The 18,503-nt window shown below is 69.1% G+C and carries 15 protein-coding genes; 1 reads left to right on the top strand and 14 read right to left on the bottom strand.

All coding sequences use genetic code 11. The annotated features are described in order from the left end of the window. Positions 1 to 31: 31 nt before the first annotated feature. From KY496_RS10730 to KY496_RS10675, 12 genes are all read right to left on the bottom strand, one after another. On the bottom strand, positions 32 to 1,483 hold the full coding sequence (locus KY496_RS10730) for an aldehyde dehydrogenase family protein (protein ID WP_219864705.1): 1,452 nt from the start codon (positions 1,481 to 1,483) through the stop codon (positions 32 to 34). Positions 1,484 to 1,497: 14 nt separating this feature from the next. Then, positions 1,498 to 2,304, bottom strand: coding sequence for an enoyl-CoA hydratase/isomerase family protein (locus tag KY496_RS10725; RefSeq protein WP_005666182.1), 807 nt, complete (start codon positions 2,302 to 2,304; stop codon positions 1,498 to 1,500). A gap of 31 nt (positions 2,305 to 2,335) precedes the next feature. Next, positions 2,336 to 2,950 carry a UbiX family flavin prenyltransferase gene (locus KY496_RS10720; RefSeq protein ID WP_219864704.1) on the bottom strand — a complete coding sequence of 205 codons (615 nt, stop codon included), beginning with the start codon at positions 2,948 to 2,950 and terminating at the stop codon, positions 2,336 to 2,338. Further along, entirely contained in the window at positions 2,947 to 4,413 is a 1,467-nt protein-coding gene (locus KY496_RS10715) for a UbiD family decarboxylase (RefSeq protein WP_219864703.1), read from the bottom strand. The genes KY496_RS10720 and KY496_RS10715 overlap by 4 nt, the downstream gene beginning before the upstream one ends. Further along, the gene (locus KY496_RS10710) at positions 4,410 to 5,969 is read right to left on the bottom strand and encodes an AMP-binding protein (protein ID WP_219864702.1); all 1,560 of its coding nucleotides are present in this window, start codon (positions 5,967 to 5,969) and stop codon (positions 4,410 to 4,412) included. The genes KY496_RS10715 and KY496_RS10710 overlap by 4 nt, the downstream gene beginning before the upstream one ends. Positions 5,970 to 6,008: 39 nt before the next feature. Beyond that, positions 6,009 to 6,602 (bottom strand): (2Fe-2S)-binding protein, encoded by a 594-nt coding sequence (locus KY496_RS10705; RefSeq protein ID WP_005666186.1) that lies wholly within the window; start codon positions 6,600 to 6,602, stop codon positions 6,009 to 6,011. Next, a complete protein-coding gene (locus KY496_RS10700) occupies positions 6,599 to 7,417 on the bottom strand; it encodes a xanthine dehydrogenase family protein subunit M (RefSeq protein ID WP_005666187.1) in 819 nt (272 codons plus the stop codon). The genes KY496_RS10705 and KY496_RS10700 overlap by 4 nt, the downstream gene beginning before the upstream one ends. Further along, complete coding sequence (locus KY496_RS10695; RefSeq protein ID WP_219864701.1) at positions 7,414 to 10,437, bottom strand: molybdopterin cofactor-binding domain-containing protein; 3,024 nt, start codon at positions 10,435 to 10,437, stop codon at positions 7,414 to 7,416. Before KY496_RS10695 ends, KY496_RS10700 begins: the two co-directional genes overlap by 4 nt. Before the next feature lie 4 nt (positions 10,438 to 10,441). Continuing rightward, on the bottom strand, positions 10,442 to 11,797 hold the full coding sequence (locus KY496_RS10690; RefSeq protein ID WP_005666189.1) for an MFS transporter: 1,356 nt from the start codon (positions 11,795 to 11,797) through the stop codon (positions 10,442 to 10,444). An 87-nt stretch (positions 11,798 to 11,884) separates the two neighbouring features. Next, positions 11,885 to 13,651: a GMC family oxidoreductase gene (locus KY496_RS10685; protein ID WP_219864700.1), complete on the bottom strand. Its 1,767-nt coding sequence runs from the start codon at positions 13,649 to 13,651 to the stop codon at positions 11,885 to 11,887. 111 nt (positions 13,652 to 13,762) lie between these two features. Next, positions 13,763 to 14,566, bottom strand: coding sequence for an alpha/beta fold hydrolase (locus tag KY496_RS10680; RefSeq protein WP_229520498.1), 804 nt, complete (start codon positions 14,564 to 14,566; stop codon positions 13,763 to 13,765). A 59-nt stretch (positions 14,567 to 14,625) separates the two neighbouring features. After that, positions 14,626 to 15,012, bottom strand: a complete 387-nt coding sequence (locus KY496_RS10675; protein ID WP_219864698.1) for a hypothetical protein — start codon at positions 15,010 to 15,012, stop codon at positions 14,626 to 14,628. A 706-nt stretch (positions 15,013 to 15,718) separates the two neighbouring features. On the opposite strand from KY496_RS10675, the gene KY496_RS10670 reads away from it, so the two are divergent. Further along, positions 15,719 to 16,102, top strand: a complete 384-nt coding sequence (locus KY496_RS10670) for a KGG domain-containing protein (RefSeq protein ID WP_005666199.1) — start codon at positions 15,719 to 15,721, stop codon at positions 16,100 to 16,102. 59 nt (positions 16,103 to 16,161) lie between these two features. On the opposite strand, the gene KY496_RS10665 is transcribed toward KY496_RS10670, so the two are convergent. Beyond that, a complete protein-coding gene (locus tag KY496_RS10665; protein ID WP_219864697.1) occupies positions 16,162 to 17,505 on the bottom strand; it encodes a sulfite reductase subunit alpha in 1,344 nt (447 codons plus the stop codon). Next, positions 17,502 to 18,479, bottom strand: a complete 978-nt coding sequence (locus tag KY496_RS10660) for an FAD:protein FMN transferase (protein ID WP_229520497.1) — start codon at positions 18,477 to 18,479, stop codon at positions 17,502 to 17,504. Before KY496_RS10660 ends, KY496_RS10665 begins: the two co-directional genes overlap by 4 nt. Positions 18,480 to 18,503: the final 24 nt, after the last annotated feature.

Genomic DNA, 18,503 nt, shown 5'->3' with positions numbered 1-18,503 from the left:
CCAGTCGTTGTAGTTTTTTACCGGGCGCTGATCAGAGCAGGCCCGCGTCGCGGAAGATGTGCTTGGTCTCCAGGAAGTCCGCCAGTCCCTCGTAGCCATGCAGGCGGCCGATGCCGCTGCGCCGGTATCCTCCGGTTTCGGCTTCCGCGAACAGGCGGTTGTGGTCGTTGATCCAGACCGTGCCGTTGCGCAGCGCGCGGGCCAGGCGCATTCCGCGGTCGCCGTCGGCGGTCCAGACGCTGGCCGACAGGCCGAACACCGTGTCGTTGGCGCGCGCCACGGCTTGCCGTTCGTCCTCGAAGCGTTCCAGCACCACGAACGGGCCGAAGATCTCTTCCTGCGTGAAGAAGGCCGAGGCGTCGGCATGCGCCACCAGCGTCGGCGTCATGAAATGCCCGCCCGGCGGCGCGCCGTCGGGCCGGCCGCCGCGCAGTACGACCTCGTCGCACAGGTCGAGCGCGCGCGCCACGTCGGCCGACACGCGCAGGTAGGCGTCGGCGTCGATCAGCGGTCCCATGCCGGCGCCCGGGGTGGTTCCCGGCGCGACCACGATCGCCGCCAGCGCGCCCTTGAGCGCTTCCTTCATGGCGTCGTAGCAGGCCGCATGCACCAGCACGCGCCGGGCTGCGGTGCACTGCTGGCCCGAGATGATCGTCGCCGCCGTGGCCAAGCGCCGCGCGACCGCGGCGACGTCGGCATCGGGAAACACCAGGCAGCTCGACTTGCCGCCGAGTTCCAGCGACAGCTTTTTCATGGTCGGCGCGGCCGCGGCCATGATGCGCTGGCCGGTCAGGTTCGAGCCGGTGAAGCTCAGCACGTCGACGTCGGCCGAGGTGGTCAGTTCCTGGGCGGCCTCGCTGCCCTGTTCCAGCACCAGGTTCAGCACGCCGCGCGGCAGCGTCTCGACGGCGGCCAGCTCGCGCAGGACGGCGGCGCTGATCTGCGCGCTCTGGTGCGCGGGCTTGACCACGACCGTGCAGCCGGCCGCCAGCGCCGGCGCCAGCGACCGGATCAGCAGCACGACCGGCGCGTTCCACGGGATGATCAAGCCCGCCACGCCGGCCGCCTCGCGCAGCGTCGCCGAATAGGCGCCCGGCTCGACTTCCATGAAATGGCCGGGAATGTGGCGCGCGAGGCCCGCGTAGTAACGGATCTCCGAGATGGCCGCCGCCATCTCGCCGTGCGCCTGGGGCAGCACCTTGCCGTTTTCCAGGGTGAGCAGGGAGGCCAGCCCGGTGTTGCGCTCCAGGCGGTCGGCCCATTGCAGCAGCACCATCTGGCGCAGGCGCGCATCGTGGGCCCAGTGCGACTCGTCGAAGGCCCGGCGCGCGCTGGCGATGGCGCCCCGGGCATCCTCCCCGGCGCTGGCGGCGAAGCGGCCGATGGCGGCGCCGCTGGCCGGATCGTGGCTGGCGCCGGTGGCGCCCGAAGCCGCCTCTTGCCACTGCCCATCGATATAGTTCTGTGCGTGCAGATCGCTCATGTCGGCGCTCTCCCTCAGGAGCCGTCGAACACCGGAGGGCGCTTGGCGTGGAACGCCTCGACGCCCTCGCGGAAGTCGTTCGACGAACGCAGGCGGCTGTAGCAGTGGCCTTCCAGCTCGATGGCGATCGACAGCGGCGAATCCTCGGTGTCGTTCAGCAGCTTCTTGGCGGTGCGCTGGGCGATCGGCGAGAATGCGCGCAGTTCGTCGACCAGGCGGTCGGTGGCCGCTTCCAGTTCGGCGTCCGGCACGCACTCGGTGGCCACGCCCCAGTCGTAGGCCTGCTGGCCGGGGATGCGGCGCGAGCGCATCACGATGTCCTTGGTGCGGGTGATGCCGACCATCTTCTGCAGGCGCGCCGAACCGCCCGAGCCGGGAATCTGGCCCAGCTTCTGTTCCGGCAGCGCATAGAAGGTGGTGTCGGTGACCAGGCGGAAGTCGCAGGCCAGCGAGATCTCGAAGCCGACGCCGAAGCAGAAGCCGCGGTTGGCGGCGATCACCGGCTTGCTGCAGCGGGTCGGGGCGGCGACGTTCCAGGCCAGCTTCGACACATGCTCGGGGCTGGCCTCCAGGAAGCCGCGGATGTCGCCGCCGCTCGAGAAGTGCTGGCCGTCGGCGCGCAGCACGATCACGCGCACGCGCTCGTCGGCGTCGAGCGACTCGAACACCAGGCGCAGCTGCTCGCGCTGCGTCATCGAGATGATGTTGAACGGGCCGTTCGACAGGACGATGTCGGCGCGCTGGCGCGCGGCGTCGATCTCGACCCGGAAGCCTTCGAGATTGGCCAGCAGGCTGTGGGCGGGGTGGTTCAGTTGGGTCATGCGGTTCTCCTGGTATGATCGGTTTGTATGGTCAAGAATTGTCGGTTCGTTCGGCGCCCCCGGCGCCGGCCCTGCCCATGCCTTCCCAGCGCTTCACGAGGCCCTGGTGGGGCAGGTCGAACAGGTCGAGCAGGCGCCCGACGGTATGGTCGACCAGCTCGTCGAGCGAGGCTGGCCGGGTATAGAAGGCCGGCACCGGCGGGAACACGATGCCGCCCATCTCGGTCACGGCCGTCATGTTGCGCAGGTGCGCGAGATTGAGCGGCGTCTCGCGCGCCACCAGCACCAGCTTGCGGCGCTCCTTCAGCACCACGTCGGCGGCGCGCGTGACCAGGTTGTCGGCCAGGCCGTGGGCGATGCCGGCCAGCGTCTTCATCGAACACGGCGCCACCACCATGCCGGCCGAGCGGAACGAGCCGCTGGCGATGGTGGCGCCGATGTCCTTCACGTTGTGCACCACGTCGGCCAGCGCCTCGATATCGGCGCGGCGCAGGTCGAGTTCCTGCTGCGCGGTCATCACGCCGGATGCCGACATCACCAGGTGGGTCTCGGCGACGCCGGACGCGCGCAGCTGCTGCAGCAGGCGCACGCCGTACACCGCGCCGCTGGCGCCGGTGATCGCGACGATCAGGCGCGGTCGGTTCATGCGCGCACCGCCGCGTCGTTCCAGTCGATCGTGGCGCCGCGCACGATTTCCCGGTCGAGATCGATCTCGCGCTCGCCGGGAATGCTGACCTTGGTGAAAACGTGGCCGTGGTAGGCCACCGGCTTGGTCGCGTCCAGCCCCATCTTGGCGCTGATGCCCTGCAGGTGCGGCGGCGCGGCTTCGCCGTCCTGCATCTGGCCGACCGTGGTCGAGGGATCCAGCGCCGAGCCCTGGGCGCCGGCGATGACGATCAGGTCGCGGTCGGCCTGGAAGCGCGTGGCCACCGCCCATTCGACCTGCTGCGGGTCGTGCACGTCGACATCCTCGTCGACGATCGTGACCTGCTTGATGTCGTAGTGGGCGCCGAAGGCGCCGAGGATCACGTTGCGCGGCTCGCCCTCGCGCTGCTTGCGGAACTTGACGAACAGGTGGTAGCGGCCGACGCCGCCGACCGACAGGTGCACGTCCAGCACGTTCGGGAAGCTGCGTTGCAGGTGCGCCAGCATGGTCGCCTCGCGCGGGATGGAGCCGAGCAGCAGGTGTTCCATCTCGGCCGGCACGATGGTATGGAAGATCGGCTGGCGGCGGTGGGTCACCGTGTCGACCGCGATCACTTCGCGGTTCTCGCGCGCGCTGTAGTATTTCGGGAATTCGCCGAACGGGCCTTCGGGCTCGCGCACATTCGGCAGCAGCTTGCCCTCGACGACGATCTCGGCGCCGGCCGGCACGCGGATCTCGCTGGTGCGGCACTTGACGACCGGCAGCGGCGCGCCATGCAGGGCGCCGGCGATCTCCAGTTCGTCGAAATCGATCGGCGTGATGGCCTGCGAGGCGAGCAGGGTGAGCGGATCGGCGCCGATGACCACCGCCACGTCCAGCGCCTGGCCCTGTTCCTCGGCCGCCTTGTAGAACGCCAGCAGGTGGCGCGGCAGCATCAGGATCGCCATGCGGTCGGGGCCGTGCACCTGGATGCGGTTGATCGAGACGTTCTGCACGCCGGTGACGGGATTGCGGGCGATGACCAGGCCGGCGGTGATGTAGGGGCCGTTGTCATGTTCGCTGTGGGTCGGGATCGGCAGCAGCGCGTGCAGGTCGCCGGCCGTCGCGCCGAAGTCGTGCACCACCTGCTGGCAGGGAGCATCGGCGGCGTCGACCTCGCGCCACGGCAGCGGATGGTCGACCGCGCGGCGGAACGCGCTGAGCAGGCCGGCCTGTTCGACACCCATGGCCTCGGCGATCCAGGCGCGGCGCGCCACGAACCCGGAGACGACGGGGATGTCATGGCCGTCGGGACGCGGGAAGAAGGCAGCCTGCTTGCCGTCGAGGCGCTTGGCGATCGCCGCCAGCGTGTGCTTGAGCGGCACGCCTTCGCGGATCACGGCCAGGCGGCCGGTCGCTTCGAGGTGGGCCAGCCAATGGCGCAGGTCGCGCGCCTTGTGGTTCGGAAGCTCGGCGTTGTTCATTGTTTGGTGTCTCCATGTTCGTTGGCGCCCGGCGCCGCCATCGATTCGTATTCGCCGGCGACCAGCTTGCGGCGCAGGATCTTGCCGACCGGTGATTTCGGGATGTCGCGCACGAACACGTATTCACGCGGGCGCTTGAAGTTGAGCAGGTCGGAATTGCGGCAGTACTCGTTCAATGCTTCGGCGCTGACTTCGCCGTGCGCCTTGACGAAGGCCACCACCTTCTGGCCCCAGCGCTCGTCGCGCAGGCCCGCCACGGCGACTTCGTCGACCGATGGATGCAGCGACAGCACCGATTCGATGTCGACCGGCGAGATGTTCTCGCCGCCGCTGATGATCATGTCGTCCATGCGGCCGGTGACGAACAGGTCGCCGTCGGCGTCGAGGTAGCCGGTGTCGCCGGTGAAGTACCAGCCCGCGCGGATCGACTTGGCGTCGGCATCGGGCCGGTTCCAGTAGCCGTCGAAGGATTCGTCGCCCTGCAGGTCGCAGATGATCTGGCCCTCTTCGCCGGGCGCCGCCAGGCTGTCCGGTCCCTCGGCGCTGAGCGGCACCACGCGCAGGCGCGTGTTGATGCCGGCGCGCCCGGCGCTGCCGGCCTTGCGGGTGGCATCCTGGTCGATCGCGAAGGTGTAGACCTCGGACGAGCCGTAGTGGTTGACGAACAGCTCGGGCTGGAAGGTCTCGGTCAGGCGCTTGAGCAGCCCGTCCGGCATCGGCGCGCCGGCGAAGCCCAGCTTGGTCACCGACGAGATGTCCGCGCCATGCTTCTCGCGCCAGGCCAGCATGTCGTGGTACAGCGTCGGCACCAGGTACAGGTTGCTGACGCGTTCCTGCTCGATCGAACGGAACGCGGCGGCGCAGTCGAATTTGGGAACGCACACGAAGCGGCCGTCGACCAGCGCCATCGCCAGCAGCGAACGCACGCCCATCGTGTGATAGAGCGGCATGACGCCGAGCGTGCACTCGCCGCGGCGGTACATGTTTTGCGCCACATGGCCGAGCGCGGCGGCGCGTTCGGCGCGGTGACGGCGCGGCACGCCCTTGGGCTTGCCGGTCGTGCCCGAGGTGTACAGCATCAGCGATATGTCGTCGCTGCCGGCCTGCAGGATCGGCGCGGCGGGCGCCTGGGCCAGCAGGTCGTCGAAGGCCAGCGTGCCGCCTTCGGCGCCGCCGACGGCGATGCGCGGCAGTGCGCTGGCCGACAGGCTGTCCGCCACGGCCGGCGCGCTGACGGGTTCGAACGCGACCGCCTTCGCGCCCGAATCGACGGCGCAGTACTCGACCTCGTCGGGCTTGGCGCGCCAGTTGAGCGGCGTGGCGATCACGCCCAGGAACTGGCAGGCCCAGTGCAGCGTCGCCATCTCGATGCGGTTCTGCAGCACCAGCAGCAGGTGGTCGCCGCGCCGCAGGCCGAGCGCCGACAGGCCGTGGGCGACGCGCTGTATCCGGTCATGCCATTCGGCGTAGGTGAGACGCTGCGCGCCGTCGACGACGGCCAGCGCGTGGGGGCTGCGTTCGACGCTTTGCAGGAATGTGCGTCCAAGATCGAGCACGATGTTCTCCTTGTCGTTGTTGTGATAGGGGTGTCGGCGTCAGGCGTCGACCAGGCGCGCCTGCTCGGCCGCGCCGATGGCGGCGTGGCCCGGCTCATCCGGCCGGGCGCCGGGCGCGCGCGGCTTGCCCAGCCGGTCGGCGGCGGTCTCCAGCACGGCGCGCACGATATTCGTGTAGCCGGTGCAGCGGCACAGGTGGCCCGACAGCATCGCGCGCACCTCGTCCTCGCTCGGATCGGGATTGCGGCGCAGGTAGTCGCTGCACGACATCATGATCCCGGCGGTGCAGAAGCCGCACTGCAGCGCATGATTGCGGCGGAACGCTTCCTGCAGGTCCGATAGCCCGTCTTCGCCCGCGGCCTTGCGCGCGCGGTCGAGGCCTTCCACCGTGTCGACGCTGCAGCCCTCGGCCTGCACCGCCAGCGTCATGCACGAACGACCGGCGACGCCGTCGACGGTGACCGTGCAGGCCCCGCAGACGCCGTGCTCGCAGCCGACGTGGGTGCCGGTGGCGCCCAGTTCCTGGCGCAGGAAGTCCGACAGCAGGGTGCGCGGCTCGCAGGTGCCGCTGCGCGGCTGGCCGTTGAGCACCAGCGCGATGCGCACGACGTCGTTCTTGCGGTAGGTCTTCATGTGGATGCTCTCCGGATCGCGGTGGCGCCGAGGTGGCGCACCAGTTGACGCCTGAACTTGGCCGAGGCGTGATGGTCGTCCTTCGCCTCCAGTTCCCAGGCGAAGTCGTTGATGGCGTGTTCGAGGTCGGCGCCGGCCAGCCGCGGCCAGGTCTTCACGCGCGGGCGGTCGGACACGCCGCCGACCGCCAGCCGGATGCCGTCGGGGCCGACCACCGCCGCCACCGCGCACACGGCGAAGTCGCCGTGGCGGCTAGAAAATTCCTCGAACGCGTAGCGTTCGCCGGCACGCGCGAGCGGGTAGCGCGCTTCCTCCACCAGTTCGTCGGCGGCGCGCGCCGTCATCAGCATGCCCTGGAAGAAATCGGCGGCGGCGACGACGCGCCGCCCGCGCCGGCTGCGCAGCGCCACCTCGCCCTGCAGGGCCAGCAGCGCCAGCGGCAGCTCGGCGCTCGGATCGGCATGCGCGATCGAGCCGCACACGGTGCCGCGGTTGCGGATCTGGAAGTGCGAGATGTGCGGGAATGCCTGCGCCAGCAGCGGCACCTCGGTGGCCAGTTGCGCGCGCCACTCGACCGCGCCCTGGGTGGTCGCGGCGCCGATCGCGAGATGGGTGGCGCCGGCGCGCACATAGTTCAGGTCGGGGACCCGCGAGATGTCGATCAGCATGCCCGGCTGGGCCAGGCGCAGGTTCAGCACCGCCATCAGTGACTGGCCGCCGGCCAGGATGCGGGCCTCGTCGCCGGCCTCGGCCAGCAGCGCCACCGCTTCGTCGGCGCTGTCGGGCCGTGCGTAGTCGAATGCTTGTGGTTTCATCGTGTTACTCCAAACAGGGCCAGCAGGCGCCGCCACAGGCCGCGCCCTTGATCGGCGCTCGCCTGCGGCAGTGCGCCCTGGCCGCCGGCTTCGCGGCCGAGCTGTTCGAACAGCTGGCCGAGGACGATCTTCGCCGCGCCTTCGAGCATGCGACTGCCCACCGCCGCGACCTTGCCGGACACTTCGGCCGAATAGTCGTAGCGCAGCAGGGTGCCGCCGTCGGCGGGTTCGAGCGTCACCAGGCCGCTGCCGCTGGCGCTGCCGACCGCCGACAGGCCGGAGCCGGCCAGGCGCAGGCTGCGCGGCGGATCGAGCTCTGACAGCGCCACCTCGGCCGCGTAGCGTGCCTTGATCATGCCCACGCCGACGCTGACATCGGCGCGGTAGCGGTGTTCGCCGGCCGGTTCCAGCGCGTTGCAGCCGGGGATCACCTTGGCCAGCGCGACCGGGTCGAGCAAGACCCGGAACACGGCCTCCGGCGGCGCCGCCAGCACGACTTCGCCGCGCGCCGACAGCGCCTTGCCGCCCTTGCCGCCGGCGGCGGGCACGGGCGCCGGCAGCGCCTGGCGCACGGCCGCGGATGGCGGCGGTTCGTCGGCGCCGATCAGCGCCATGACTTTCGACGGCGTCAGCGGGAGCACGATATCGGCCACGCCGAGCGCGTCGGCGACGGCATTGCCGATGCAGGGCGGGGTGCTCATGTTGTTGCCTTCGCCGAGGCCTTTCGCGCCCAGCGGCGTGAACGGCGACGGCGTCTCGAGGTGGATGATGTGCGGCTCGGGCACCTCGCAGGTGGTCGGCACCAGGTAGTCGGCGAAGGTGCCGGACTGGAAGCTGCCGTCTTCGCCGTAGCGGAATTCTTCCATCAGCGCCGCCCCCAGCCCTTGGGCGAAGGCGCCGCGAATCTGGCCGTCGGCCAGCGCCGGATTCAGGATCTTGCCGGCGTCGTGGGTGGTGACGTATTTGTCGATCGTGACGCGGCCGGTGTGGCGGTCGATCTCGACCCCGCACACGTCGAAGGCGAAACCGTAGGCGGCCGAGGTGTTGACGCGGTCGTCGTCGTCGGGCGCGCCCAGTTGCGGCGCGCTCCAGAACGCGGTTTCGCGCAGGCCCAGTCCGACGCCCTCGGGCAGCAGCGCCGGCGCCCAGTGCGGGCTGGCGGCCATGCGCGGGAAGGGCAGGGCGCGCGCCGGGTCGTCCTTGACGTGCACGGCGCCGCCGGCGAACACGATGTCGGCGGCGTCGGCGCCCAGCTGCGGCGCGGCGATGGCGGCCAGCTTGTCGCGGATGCGCATGGCCGCCAGGTGCACGGTGCCGGCCACCGCGCCGGCGAAGCGGCTCGAATAATTGCCGGCGGCGACCGACCAGGCATCCTTCTGGGTGTCGAATTCGACGTTCACCGCGACCTGGTCGGGATCCACGCCCAGCACGTCGGCCACCACCTGGGCGCACACCGTGCGGTGGCCCTGGCCGGCCGGCGCCGACGCGATCGTCACGTTGACGCCGCCCAGCGGATCGATGGCCACGGTGGCCGAGGCGATCGCGCCGTTCTTCGGCCCCACCTTGGCGCGCGTTTCCTTCGGCAGCACGGTGGTGATGTAGCCCATGTTCGAGATCGACGGCTCGATGATGGCGGCAAAGCCGATGCCGTACAGCCGGCCCTCGGCGCGCGCCCGTTCGCGTTTCGCATACAGATCGGCCAAGCCGCCTTCGCCGGCGACCAGCTCCAACGCCCGCTGGTAGTTGCCCGAGTCGATCAGGGCGCCGGCCGCGGCCTGGTAGGGGAAGGCGTCGGCCGGGATGAAGTTGCGGCGGTACAGGTCGACCGGGTCGATCCCCAGTTCGACCGAGATGCGCTGCATCAGGCGTTCCAGTGCGAAGTACACCTGCGGGCCGCCGAAGCCGCGCACCAGGCCGGCGGGCGTCTTGTTGGTCAGCACCACGCGGTTGCGCACCGCCAGGTTCGGGATCGCATAGGCGCCGGTCAGGCAACCGTGCATGCGGTAGAAGGTCGCCGGCTCCGGCGCGCGCAGGTAGCCGCCGACGTCGTCGAACTGGTCGTAGTCGAGCGCCGTGATGCGCCCGTCGGCCTCGACCGCGGCGCGGATGGTGGACTGGCGGCTGGTGGCCGAGGTCAGGCCGCCCAGGTGCTCGAGGCGGTCTTCGACCCATTTCACCGGCGCCCCGGCCTTGCGCGACGCCAGGCACATCAGCACCGCATACTGGAACACCGCGTGCTTGACGCCGAAGCTGCCGCCCGAATCGCGGAAGGTGCGATGGCGCAGCTTGTGGCCCGGCACCCGCAGCGCCAGCGCCATCACCGTGTGCAGCGAGAACGGACCCATGAAGTTCGAGGCGACGTCATAGCCTTCCTCGGGCGACAGGTAGTCGGCGACCACCACCGCGCACTCGATCGGGGTGCACGAGTTGCGGGGGTAGCGCACGCTCAGTTCGACCGTGTGCGCGGCGCGGGCGAATGCCGCTTCCGGGTCGCCATAGCGAAAGCTCCGGTCGCTCGCGATATTGCTGCCGACGCCATCGTGCAGCACCGGCGCGTCCGGCGCGATGGCGGCGTCGATCGAGGTGACCGGCTCGAGCCGGGTATAGTCGACCACCAGCAGGTCGGCCGCATCCTCGGCCAGGTAGCGGGTGTCGGCGACGACCACCGCGACCGGCTCGCCGGCATAGCGCACCCGTTCGCGCGCCAGCGCCCACATTTCCATCGACGCCTTGACGCCGACGACGAACGGTTTCGACCAGTCGGCCAGGTCGTCGCCGGTCAGCACCGCGCGCACGCCCGGCGCCTGCTCGGCCCGGGTGCTGTCGATGCCGTTGATGAGGGCGTGGGCGTGCGGCGCCCGGACGATCGCCGCGTGCAGCGTGCCGGGCTTGACGCCGACGTCGTCGCCGAACTGGCCGCGGCCGGTCAGCAGCGACACATCTTCGATGCGTTGCAGCGAACGCCCGATGAAGGGCGCCGACGGCTGCCGCTCGATGGATCGAGCGTTTGTCGTTTCCATGCTGTCAGGCTCCAGGGGCGGCAGGTTCGTCGAGCTTGCCGATGGTTTCGGGAACGATCAGGGCGCCGATCAGGAAGATCACGCTGATACCCGCAAGGAACAGCGCCAGCGACATCGGCACGTCGGACGGCATGGGCGAGGCCAGCGACACGAAGGTCGGCAGCACGCCGCCGATGGCGAAGCCGATATTCCACGACAGGCCGGTGCCGGTGGCGCGGATCTCGGTCGGGAAGCGTTCGTTCAGGAAGATCAGGATCGGCGCATAGCCCATGCTGCCGAGCATGCTGAACACGATGACGTAGACGGCCAGCGTGAAGGTGTCGGTCACGCCAGGCATCAGCAGCGCGATGGCGGGCAACATGATCAGGCGCAGCACGCCGACCCACACGAAGGTCTTCTTGCGGCCGATGAAGGTACTGATGTGGCCGGTAGCGATCGACGCGATGATGACGCCGACGCTGGCCAGCATCAGGATGAAGCCGGCGGTCTCGGAAGGCGTGCCGTTGACCACTTTCAGGAAAGTCGGCAGGAAGCCCGAGGTCAGGTAGTAGCCGGCGCCGCCGCCCAGGGTCAGCAGCAGGTTGACCAGCAGGACGTTACGGTACTTGCCGGTGAACAGGGTGCGGATCGGGTTGGCGGTCGGCGCGGCGGTGGCCTTGTTGCGCGCCTTTTCCGCCTGCAGCTTCTTGAACATCGGCGACTCTTCGAGCTTGCCGAAGATGGTGATGCCGAGCACCGCGCTGATGATGCCGGTGAAGAACATCCAGCGCCAGCCCCACTCGTCGAACTGCTCGCCCGGGAAGATCGAGGACAGGACCCAGAACGTGAACGACGCGAACAGGGCGCCCAGGCCGGCGCCGCCGCCGCCGATCAGGCCCGAAACCGCCCCGCGCCAGCGCGGCGACACCGATTCGGTGCCGATGGTGTGGGTCGATGCGACCACGCCGCCCACGAAGACGCCCTGGACCAGGCGCAGGATGATGAACAGCACCGGCGCCATGACGCCGATGCTGGCCACCGTCGGCAGCAGGCCGAAGGCGGCGGTGGAGACGCCGACGCCGATCATCGAGGCGATCATGGCGGCCTTGCGGCCCTTGCGGTCGGCGTAGGAACCGAACAGCGCCGAGCCGAGCGGGCGCATCAGCAAGGTGACGCCGAACGAGGCGTACACCGCCGCCAGCGACAGCATCGCGTGCTCGGAAGGAAAGAACAGGCGGCCGATGATCGGCGCCACGTACAGCAGGATGAACAGGTCGTACAGGTCGAGCGACCAGCCGACGCACGAGGCCACCACGGCCCTGAACGTGTTGCGGTCGTTCTCCTTTGCGGTCATTACAGTATCGGATGATGCCAGCGCCATGGTTGTCTCCTGTTGAATGGTTATGGTCCCGGCGCCTCGGGGCGCCGTGGTGGTGGTCTCGACTGCGTGCGTGCCGTCTTGCGGGCCTCAGTAATCCTCCGCCAGGGCCGGTTCGCGCGGCGCGCCGCCGTTGCGGCCGCGTGCGCGAATGGCGTCGGCGATTTTCTCGGCCATCATGATCGTGGGGATATTGGTGTTCGCCGAAGGCAGGCTCGGCATCAGTGAAGCGTCGACCACGCGCAGGCCCGCCACGTCGTGCACGCGCCCTTCGGCGTCGGTCACCGCGGCCGGGTCGTCGGCGGCGCCCATGCGGCAGGTGCCGCTGGCATGCCAGACGCCGAACACGGCCTTGCGGATGAAGGCATGCAGCGCCGCGTCGTCGGCCAGCAGCGCGCCCATGCGCTGGCCGCCGGTCACGAAACGCTCGATGATCCAGCGCCGCAGCGGCGCCGGAGTGTCGAGCGCCAGTCCCAGCGCCTTCGTCAGCAGCGCGTTGGCCGGCGTCACGCGGCTCAGCGCCTTGACGCGCGGCGAGAACGAGGCCGGGAAGAAGTCGCCGGCGTGGTGGTGCAGCTCGCTGCCCATGACCACCGCGGCCAGTTTGCGCACCCCGATCGCCATGCGCAGCAGGTCGCGTTCGTCGCTCAGCAGGTTGAGGTCGACCTCGGGCGGCGCGAGCGGATCGGGCGAGGCGATGCGCACCTGGCCGCGCGAGAACGGCCGGTTACACCACAGGAAGAACAGGCCGAGGCGGTTGCCGAGCGCATGCCAGGCGGCGCGGGTCGAGCTCGACATATACATATCGGACGCGTCGCAGCCGGCCAGCCCGGAGGAGAAGCGCGCCGCCGTCATGCTGGCGCGGCGGCGCGCCAGCGGCATGCGGAATTCGGGCGCCAGGAAATGGCAGAAGGTGAGCGAAGGATGGTCTTGCAGGTTGCGGCCGACGCCGGGGCGGTTGGCCACGACCGCGATGCCGAGCCGGCCGAGGGCGGCGGCGTCGCCGATGCCGGCATGCAGCAGCAGGGCAGGCGACTGCAGCGCTCCCGCGCAAAGAATCACCTCGTGCGCGTCGATATGTAATAGATGCCCGGCGCCGTCGCGCGCCTGCACGCCGCGTGCGCTGCGGCCGGCCATGACGACGCGCTCGACCCGTAGGCCCGCATGGATGCGCAGGTTCGGCCGCGCCCGCGTCGCCGCGTCCAGGTAGCCGGCGGCGCTCGACACGCGGCGGTCGTCGATGTTCGAGAACGCCGCAGGAAACATCCCATCGCGAAAGTCGGCGTTCTGGTCGTCCATGTAGGCGAGGCCGTTGGCTTGCATGCCGCCGGCGAACGCGTGGCAGAAGCGCGGCCAGTCGGCGCGGGCGATGCGGCGGATCGGGATCGGACCACGGTCGCCGTGCAGCGGCGAGGCGCCGAAATCGAGATCGCGTTCGAGCTTGCGGAAGTAAGGCAGCACCTCGTTCCAGCTCCAGCCTGCGGCGCCCTGGCCGGCCCAGCCGTCGTAGTCGCGCGGCAGGCCGCGGTTGGCCGCCTGGACATTGATGCTGGAGCCGCCGCCCATTACGCGGCCCTGTTCGTAGGTCTTCAGCGGCGCGGTCGGGGTGGCGCGCGCCTTGAGGTCGGGCCAGATGAAGCGGTCGCCGCAGAACAGCGGCATCGGGTAGCTGTCGAGGATCTCGGCCGGCTCGGCGCCTGGTGGGGTGTCGCTGCCGGCCTCGATCAGCGCGACCCGCACGGCGGGGTCTTCGGACAGGCGGTTGGCCAGCACGCAACCGGCAGAGCCGCCGCCGACGATCAGGTAATCATAGTGTTCACTTGCCTTGCTCACACATGTCTCCTTGCTGTGCAACATCGCCGTGTTCGTCGTGTTGCTACTTGTATGCAAGAAGATTAACGTGGAATCTTTATCTATTCTAATAATGTTTAATGATCCGTAATATCACGCTTTATGATACTTCATGGCTCAGGGTTCCCTGTCATGTCCGCCGCCAGCGATGAACAGGCCGCCAGCGGCGATGACTTCCGCGCCGCGCTCGCGATGGGGCGAATGCCCGCAGCCGGGCAAGACCAGCAGGTGCGTATGCGGAACGAGGCGCGCGGTCGTGTAGACCTGGTCGAGCGTGCCGTAGGGGTCGTCCTCGCCCTGGATCGCCATCAGCGGGGCCGTGATCGCAGCCACGTCCGCACGGATGTCCCAGTCGCGGAAGGCGGGGTCGAGCCAGATGTCGTTCCACCCGCGGAAGGCCGCATCGACGTCGGCATGGTAGGGCGCCAGCCGCGCGCGCAGCGAACCGTCGCGGTAGGCGTCGCGCGCCGCCGCGATCGCTTCCAGCGCGCAATCCTCGACGTACAGATGGGGCGCGGCGACGATCAGCCCGCTCAGCTCGGCGCTGTGGCGCGCCGCGTACAGCAGCGCGATCGAGGCGCCGTCGCTGTGGCCGAAGAGCCAGGGTTGCACGATGCCCAGCTTTGCGAATAGCGCGGGCAGGACTTCATGCGCCTGCTGGTGCAAATAGTCCGGCGTCAGGGCGGCGGTGCGCGCGCTCGAGCGGCCGTAGCCGAAGCGCGAGAACACGAGTCCGCGCAACCCGTGTGCGCGGCAAAATTCATCGGGAAAGTTCTTCCAGTGTGAGACGGATCCGAGACCTTCGTGCAGGAACACGACGGTCGCGGCCGGCGACGCGGGGGCGCCGACCCACTGCGCCTCCAGCTGGATGCGCTGGTCGCGCCACGGAAGGTCGACGAAGAACGGTTGATGGTCTGGCATGGGCTGTGTCATGGTGAACATGCTACAGCAAGCACGACATCGCCTTCGCCAGGCGCCGCTCAGTCGTCGAGGCGATAGCTGCGCAACTGAAACACCATTCTGCCGTCTTCGCGTTCACAGATGCCGGCCATCGTTTCACCGGGGCGCAGCGTCATGCTCAGCCTGCTGCCATCGTTCTTGTCGGCACAGGCCTCGTGCATGGCGTCGGGGATCGCGGGGAGGATGAGTGCGGCCGGCGCTACGGGTGCGATCGGTGCGACTGGCGGCAGAGGCACGCTGCGCACGGCCTGCAGGCGTGCAAGCTCGGTCGATATCCGGGCGCGCCGCTCCGCGGCGGGAATGAACATCCAGTCGCCGCGCCGCCCATACTGGCGCGCGAGGGACGCCGACAACTCGTCCAGGCGGTCGAGTTCGATGGCTTGCGCATAGTCGCCGAAGTGCTGCATGACGTTTTGCCGCAGCAACAGAACACCCGCTGCTATCAAAGACGTGAGCAAATGTGCTCAGCGTCTTCTTCCTGCCCCGAACCGTCCTGCTGACCGCATTCGTACCTGACAGGCGTTACTTTCCCGCCTCCCACCGGCAACATGCCGGTGACAGTATCTGACGTCGCCGCCAGATTCGCCACGGGTAGCGCCGATCGTGCCGCACAGGCACCGGTGGCGAGCCGCATCTCATTTGTATAGTGCAGTAGGCAAGTATGGCGTCCCATCTACGTCCCCATTTGCTGCGCTTGGTTTTCGCGCCATAGATGAGCACTCTGATAGTGATCCGCTTTGCCAGCTTACGTATCATCAGACCTCAAAACCGCGACTAGAGTTCCGCTCCCGCCACTGTCAGAATGTCCAGCAGGACGGCGCCGAACAAAGATATCCGATGCCAATGTTCATGTGTTGGCGTGGAAATTCGAGCCGACTAACGTAGCCAATTCATGCTGTTCAAGTTCTATTTTCATAATTATTTTTCTATAAATTGATCGATCCATAATAGATTTTTCTTTCAGGATGACGGCCAATGCCGGTAGTCCGGCAAGGCCCGGTCCTACAAGCCGACTGCCGTATTTTGGTGTTCAGACCGATATTGGAGGCCTACCATGGGGTCCTTCGAGTCAGCTTACTGCTGGCATTTTCTTCATCATGTAAGGAGGCAATCATGGCAAACAAGTCGCAAAACAACAACCCGCAAGGTAACAACCAGTTCACCAAGCAAGGTAGCCAGCAGAGCGGCAACCAGGGTAATCAGGGCAACCAGGGCGGCAGCGGCAACCAGGGTTTCGCATCGATGGATCCACAGCGCCAGCGTGAAATCGCCAGCGAAGGCGGCCGCGCGGCGCACGCATCGGGCAATGCGCACGAGTTCAATTCGCAGGAAGCACGCGAGGCCGGTTCGATGAGCCACAAGAACGATGGCAACAAGCAGAGCGGCAATCAGGGTGGCGCCAACCAGGGCAGCAACCAGCAGAGCGGCCAACGCGGCGGCTCGTCCGAGCAGCATGCCCAGGCCGGCCGTCAAAGCCACAAGAACGACAACCGCTGACCGCCTTGAGGCGCCAGCTTGATCGATCCGCCGGCATTGCCGGCGGTTCTGTTTGACGTCTAGTAGACGTCGCGCCGGTAGCGGCCATCCGCTACCATGGCGTCGACCGTGTCGAGTCCGAGCGCCGACACGAGCGCATCGTGCACGCCGCCGGCCATGCCTTGCAGGCTGCCGCAGACATAGACCGCCGCGCCATCCGCGACCCAGCGGCGCAGTTCTTCCTGGTGCGCATCCACCAGGTGCTGCACGTAGCGCGCCTTGCCCTGGTCGCGTGAAAACGCCAAGTCGAGCCGCGCCAGCATGCCGCCATCGCGCCATGCTGTCAGTTCTTCGCGGCACAGGAAGTCGTGGGCCGCATTGCGTTCGCCGAACAGCAGCCAGTTGCGATGCATGCCGGTATCGATGCGCGCCTTGAGTAGCGCCCGCAGTCCCGCCAGGCCGCTGCCATTGCCGATCGCAATCAGGGGCCGCCCGGCATTCGTGCCCAGCCGGAAGCGCGCATGGGCGCGCACGCGCAGGCGGATCGTGTCGTCCTGGTCCGCGCACACGCACAGCCAGCCGGACGCCGCGCCGGGCGTGCCGTCGTCGCGCGTCTGCAGACGCACCAGCAGTTCGAGCTTCCCTTCGCCCGGCACCGAAGCGATCGAATATTCGCGCGGATGGCTTGGATCGAGCGGCGCGCTGACCTGGGCCAGGTCGCCGGCTTCCCAGGCGGGCAGCGCGCCGGCGCGCGGCGCCAGGGCGATGCGGTACAGTGGCGCGCCGGCGCTGCCGGGATTGAGGTGGATGCGGCTGGCGATACGCCATTCGCCGTAGGCCGGCGCATCCCAGTCGGGCGCATCGCTGGTGCCGGCCAGATGGCTCAGCTGGTGCTGCCAGGCGGCCAGCGCCGCGTGCGCGCCGCGGTCGACGTCGATCCGGTCGAACAGCTGGGCGGCGCCGCGCTCGCGTAGCCAGGCGTCCAGTGCGCGGCCGAAGCCGCAGTAATTGGCATAAGTCGCGTCGCCCAGCGCCAGCACGCCGTAATGCAGGTGCGAGAGGTCGGGCGCTTCGCCCATCGTGTGAGCGGCGAAACGCGCGGCCGTGTCGGGCGCGTCGCCTTCGCCGTAGGTGCTGCAGATGAACAGCACGCGCGAAGCGGCCGCCAGCTGGGCGCCATCCAGGGTCGACATGCACACGGCGCGCGCGTCGAGGCCGCCCAGGGCCAGGGTGGCGGCGGTGCGCTCGGCCAGGAATTCGGCGCTGCCGGTCTGGCTGGCGTGGACCACGAGCCAGTCGGCCGCGTCGTCGGCAGGCCTGGTGCGCGCCAGGCGGCTGCGCCAGATGCCGAGGCACATCGCCAGATAGGCGCCGGACAGCGCGAGCGCGCCGCCCAGGCGCAGGGGGTCGATCGTCAACATCATTGCAGTAGGGCGCGCCAGTCGCTGGACGTGGTCTCGAGCAGGCCGCCAGGCGCGCGCACCAGGAAGCGCGCCGCGATGCCGCGCGCCTCGGCGAAGGCCAGGCCGTCTGCAGGGCCCAGCACGGTGAGCGCGGTCGACAGCGCATCGGCCGCCATGCAGGTGGGCGCCAGCACCGTCACCGAGGCGACGCCATTGGCGACCGGATAGCCGCTGCGCGGATCGAGGGTGTGCGCGGCGCGCCGGGCGCCGTGCTGAAAGTAGCGGCGGTAGTCGCCTGAGGTGGCGATCGCCAGGCCATGCAGGGCGACCACGGCCCCGGCGCCGGCGCCATCGGCATCCGGAACCCCTTCGATCTCCACCCACCACGGTTCGCCATTGGCCTTGGCGCCGGCGCCGCGCAGCTCGCCGCCGGCCTCGACCACGTAGTGGCGCACGCTGCGCTGCTCCAGGCAGCGCGCCATGCAGTCGACCGCATAGCCCTTGGCGACGGAAGAGAAATCGAGGAGGGCGCCGCCCGGCTGCAGCAGGCGGCGCGTGGCCCGGTCCAGCACAGGTTGACTGGCGCCGCGTTGCGCCAGCACGGCGCCGATCGCGGCGGCATCCGGCGCGTAGAAGCCGGCTTGGTCGTAGCGCCGGGTGGCGCCGAAACCCCACAGGTTCACCAGCTGCCCGCCGGCCGGATCATAGGCGCCGCCGCTGTCTTGGTGCACCCGCAGCGCGTAGTCGGCGACGTCGAAGAAGTGCGGCGGCAGATCGTGCCAGCTGCCGCCCGGCGCCGCGTTATAGCGCGACAGCAGGGAGTCGGGCTCCCAGTGACTCATCTGCGCGACGATCTCGTCGAGTTCACGCTGCAGGGCGAGCGTCAAGGCAGCGCCGTCGGCGCCGGGCGGCAGCATCAGCCGCGCCGACCAGCCGGTGCCCATCGCCGTGCCCGACGTCGTGTACAGGGTGCTGCCGCCGGGCGGCAGCGCCATGTCGACTTCCAACGGAACGAGAAC

It is taken from the genome of Massilia sp. NP310 (assembly GCF_019443485.1).
Taxonomy (GTDB): domain Bacteria; phylum Pseudomonadota; class Gammaproteobacteria; order Burkholderiales; family Burkholderiaceae_D; genus Telluria; species Telluria timonae.
This window is presented reverse-complemented; position numbering and strand designations above follow the sequence as displayed.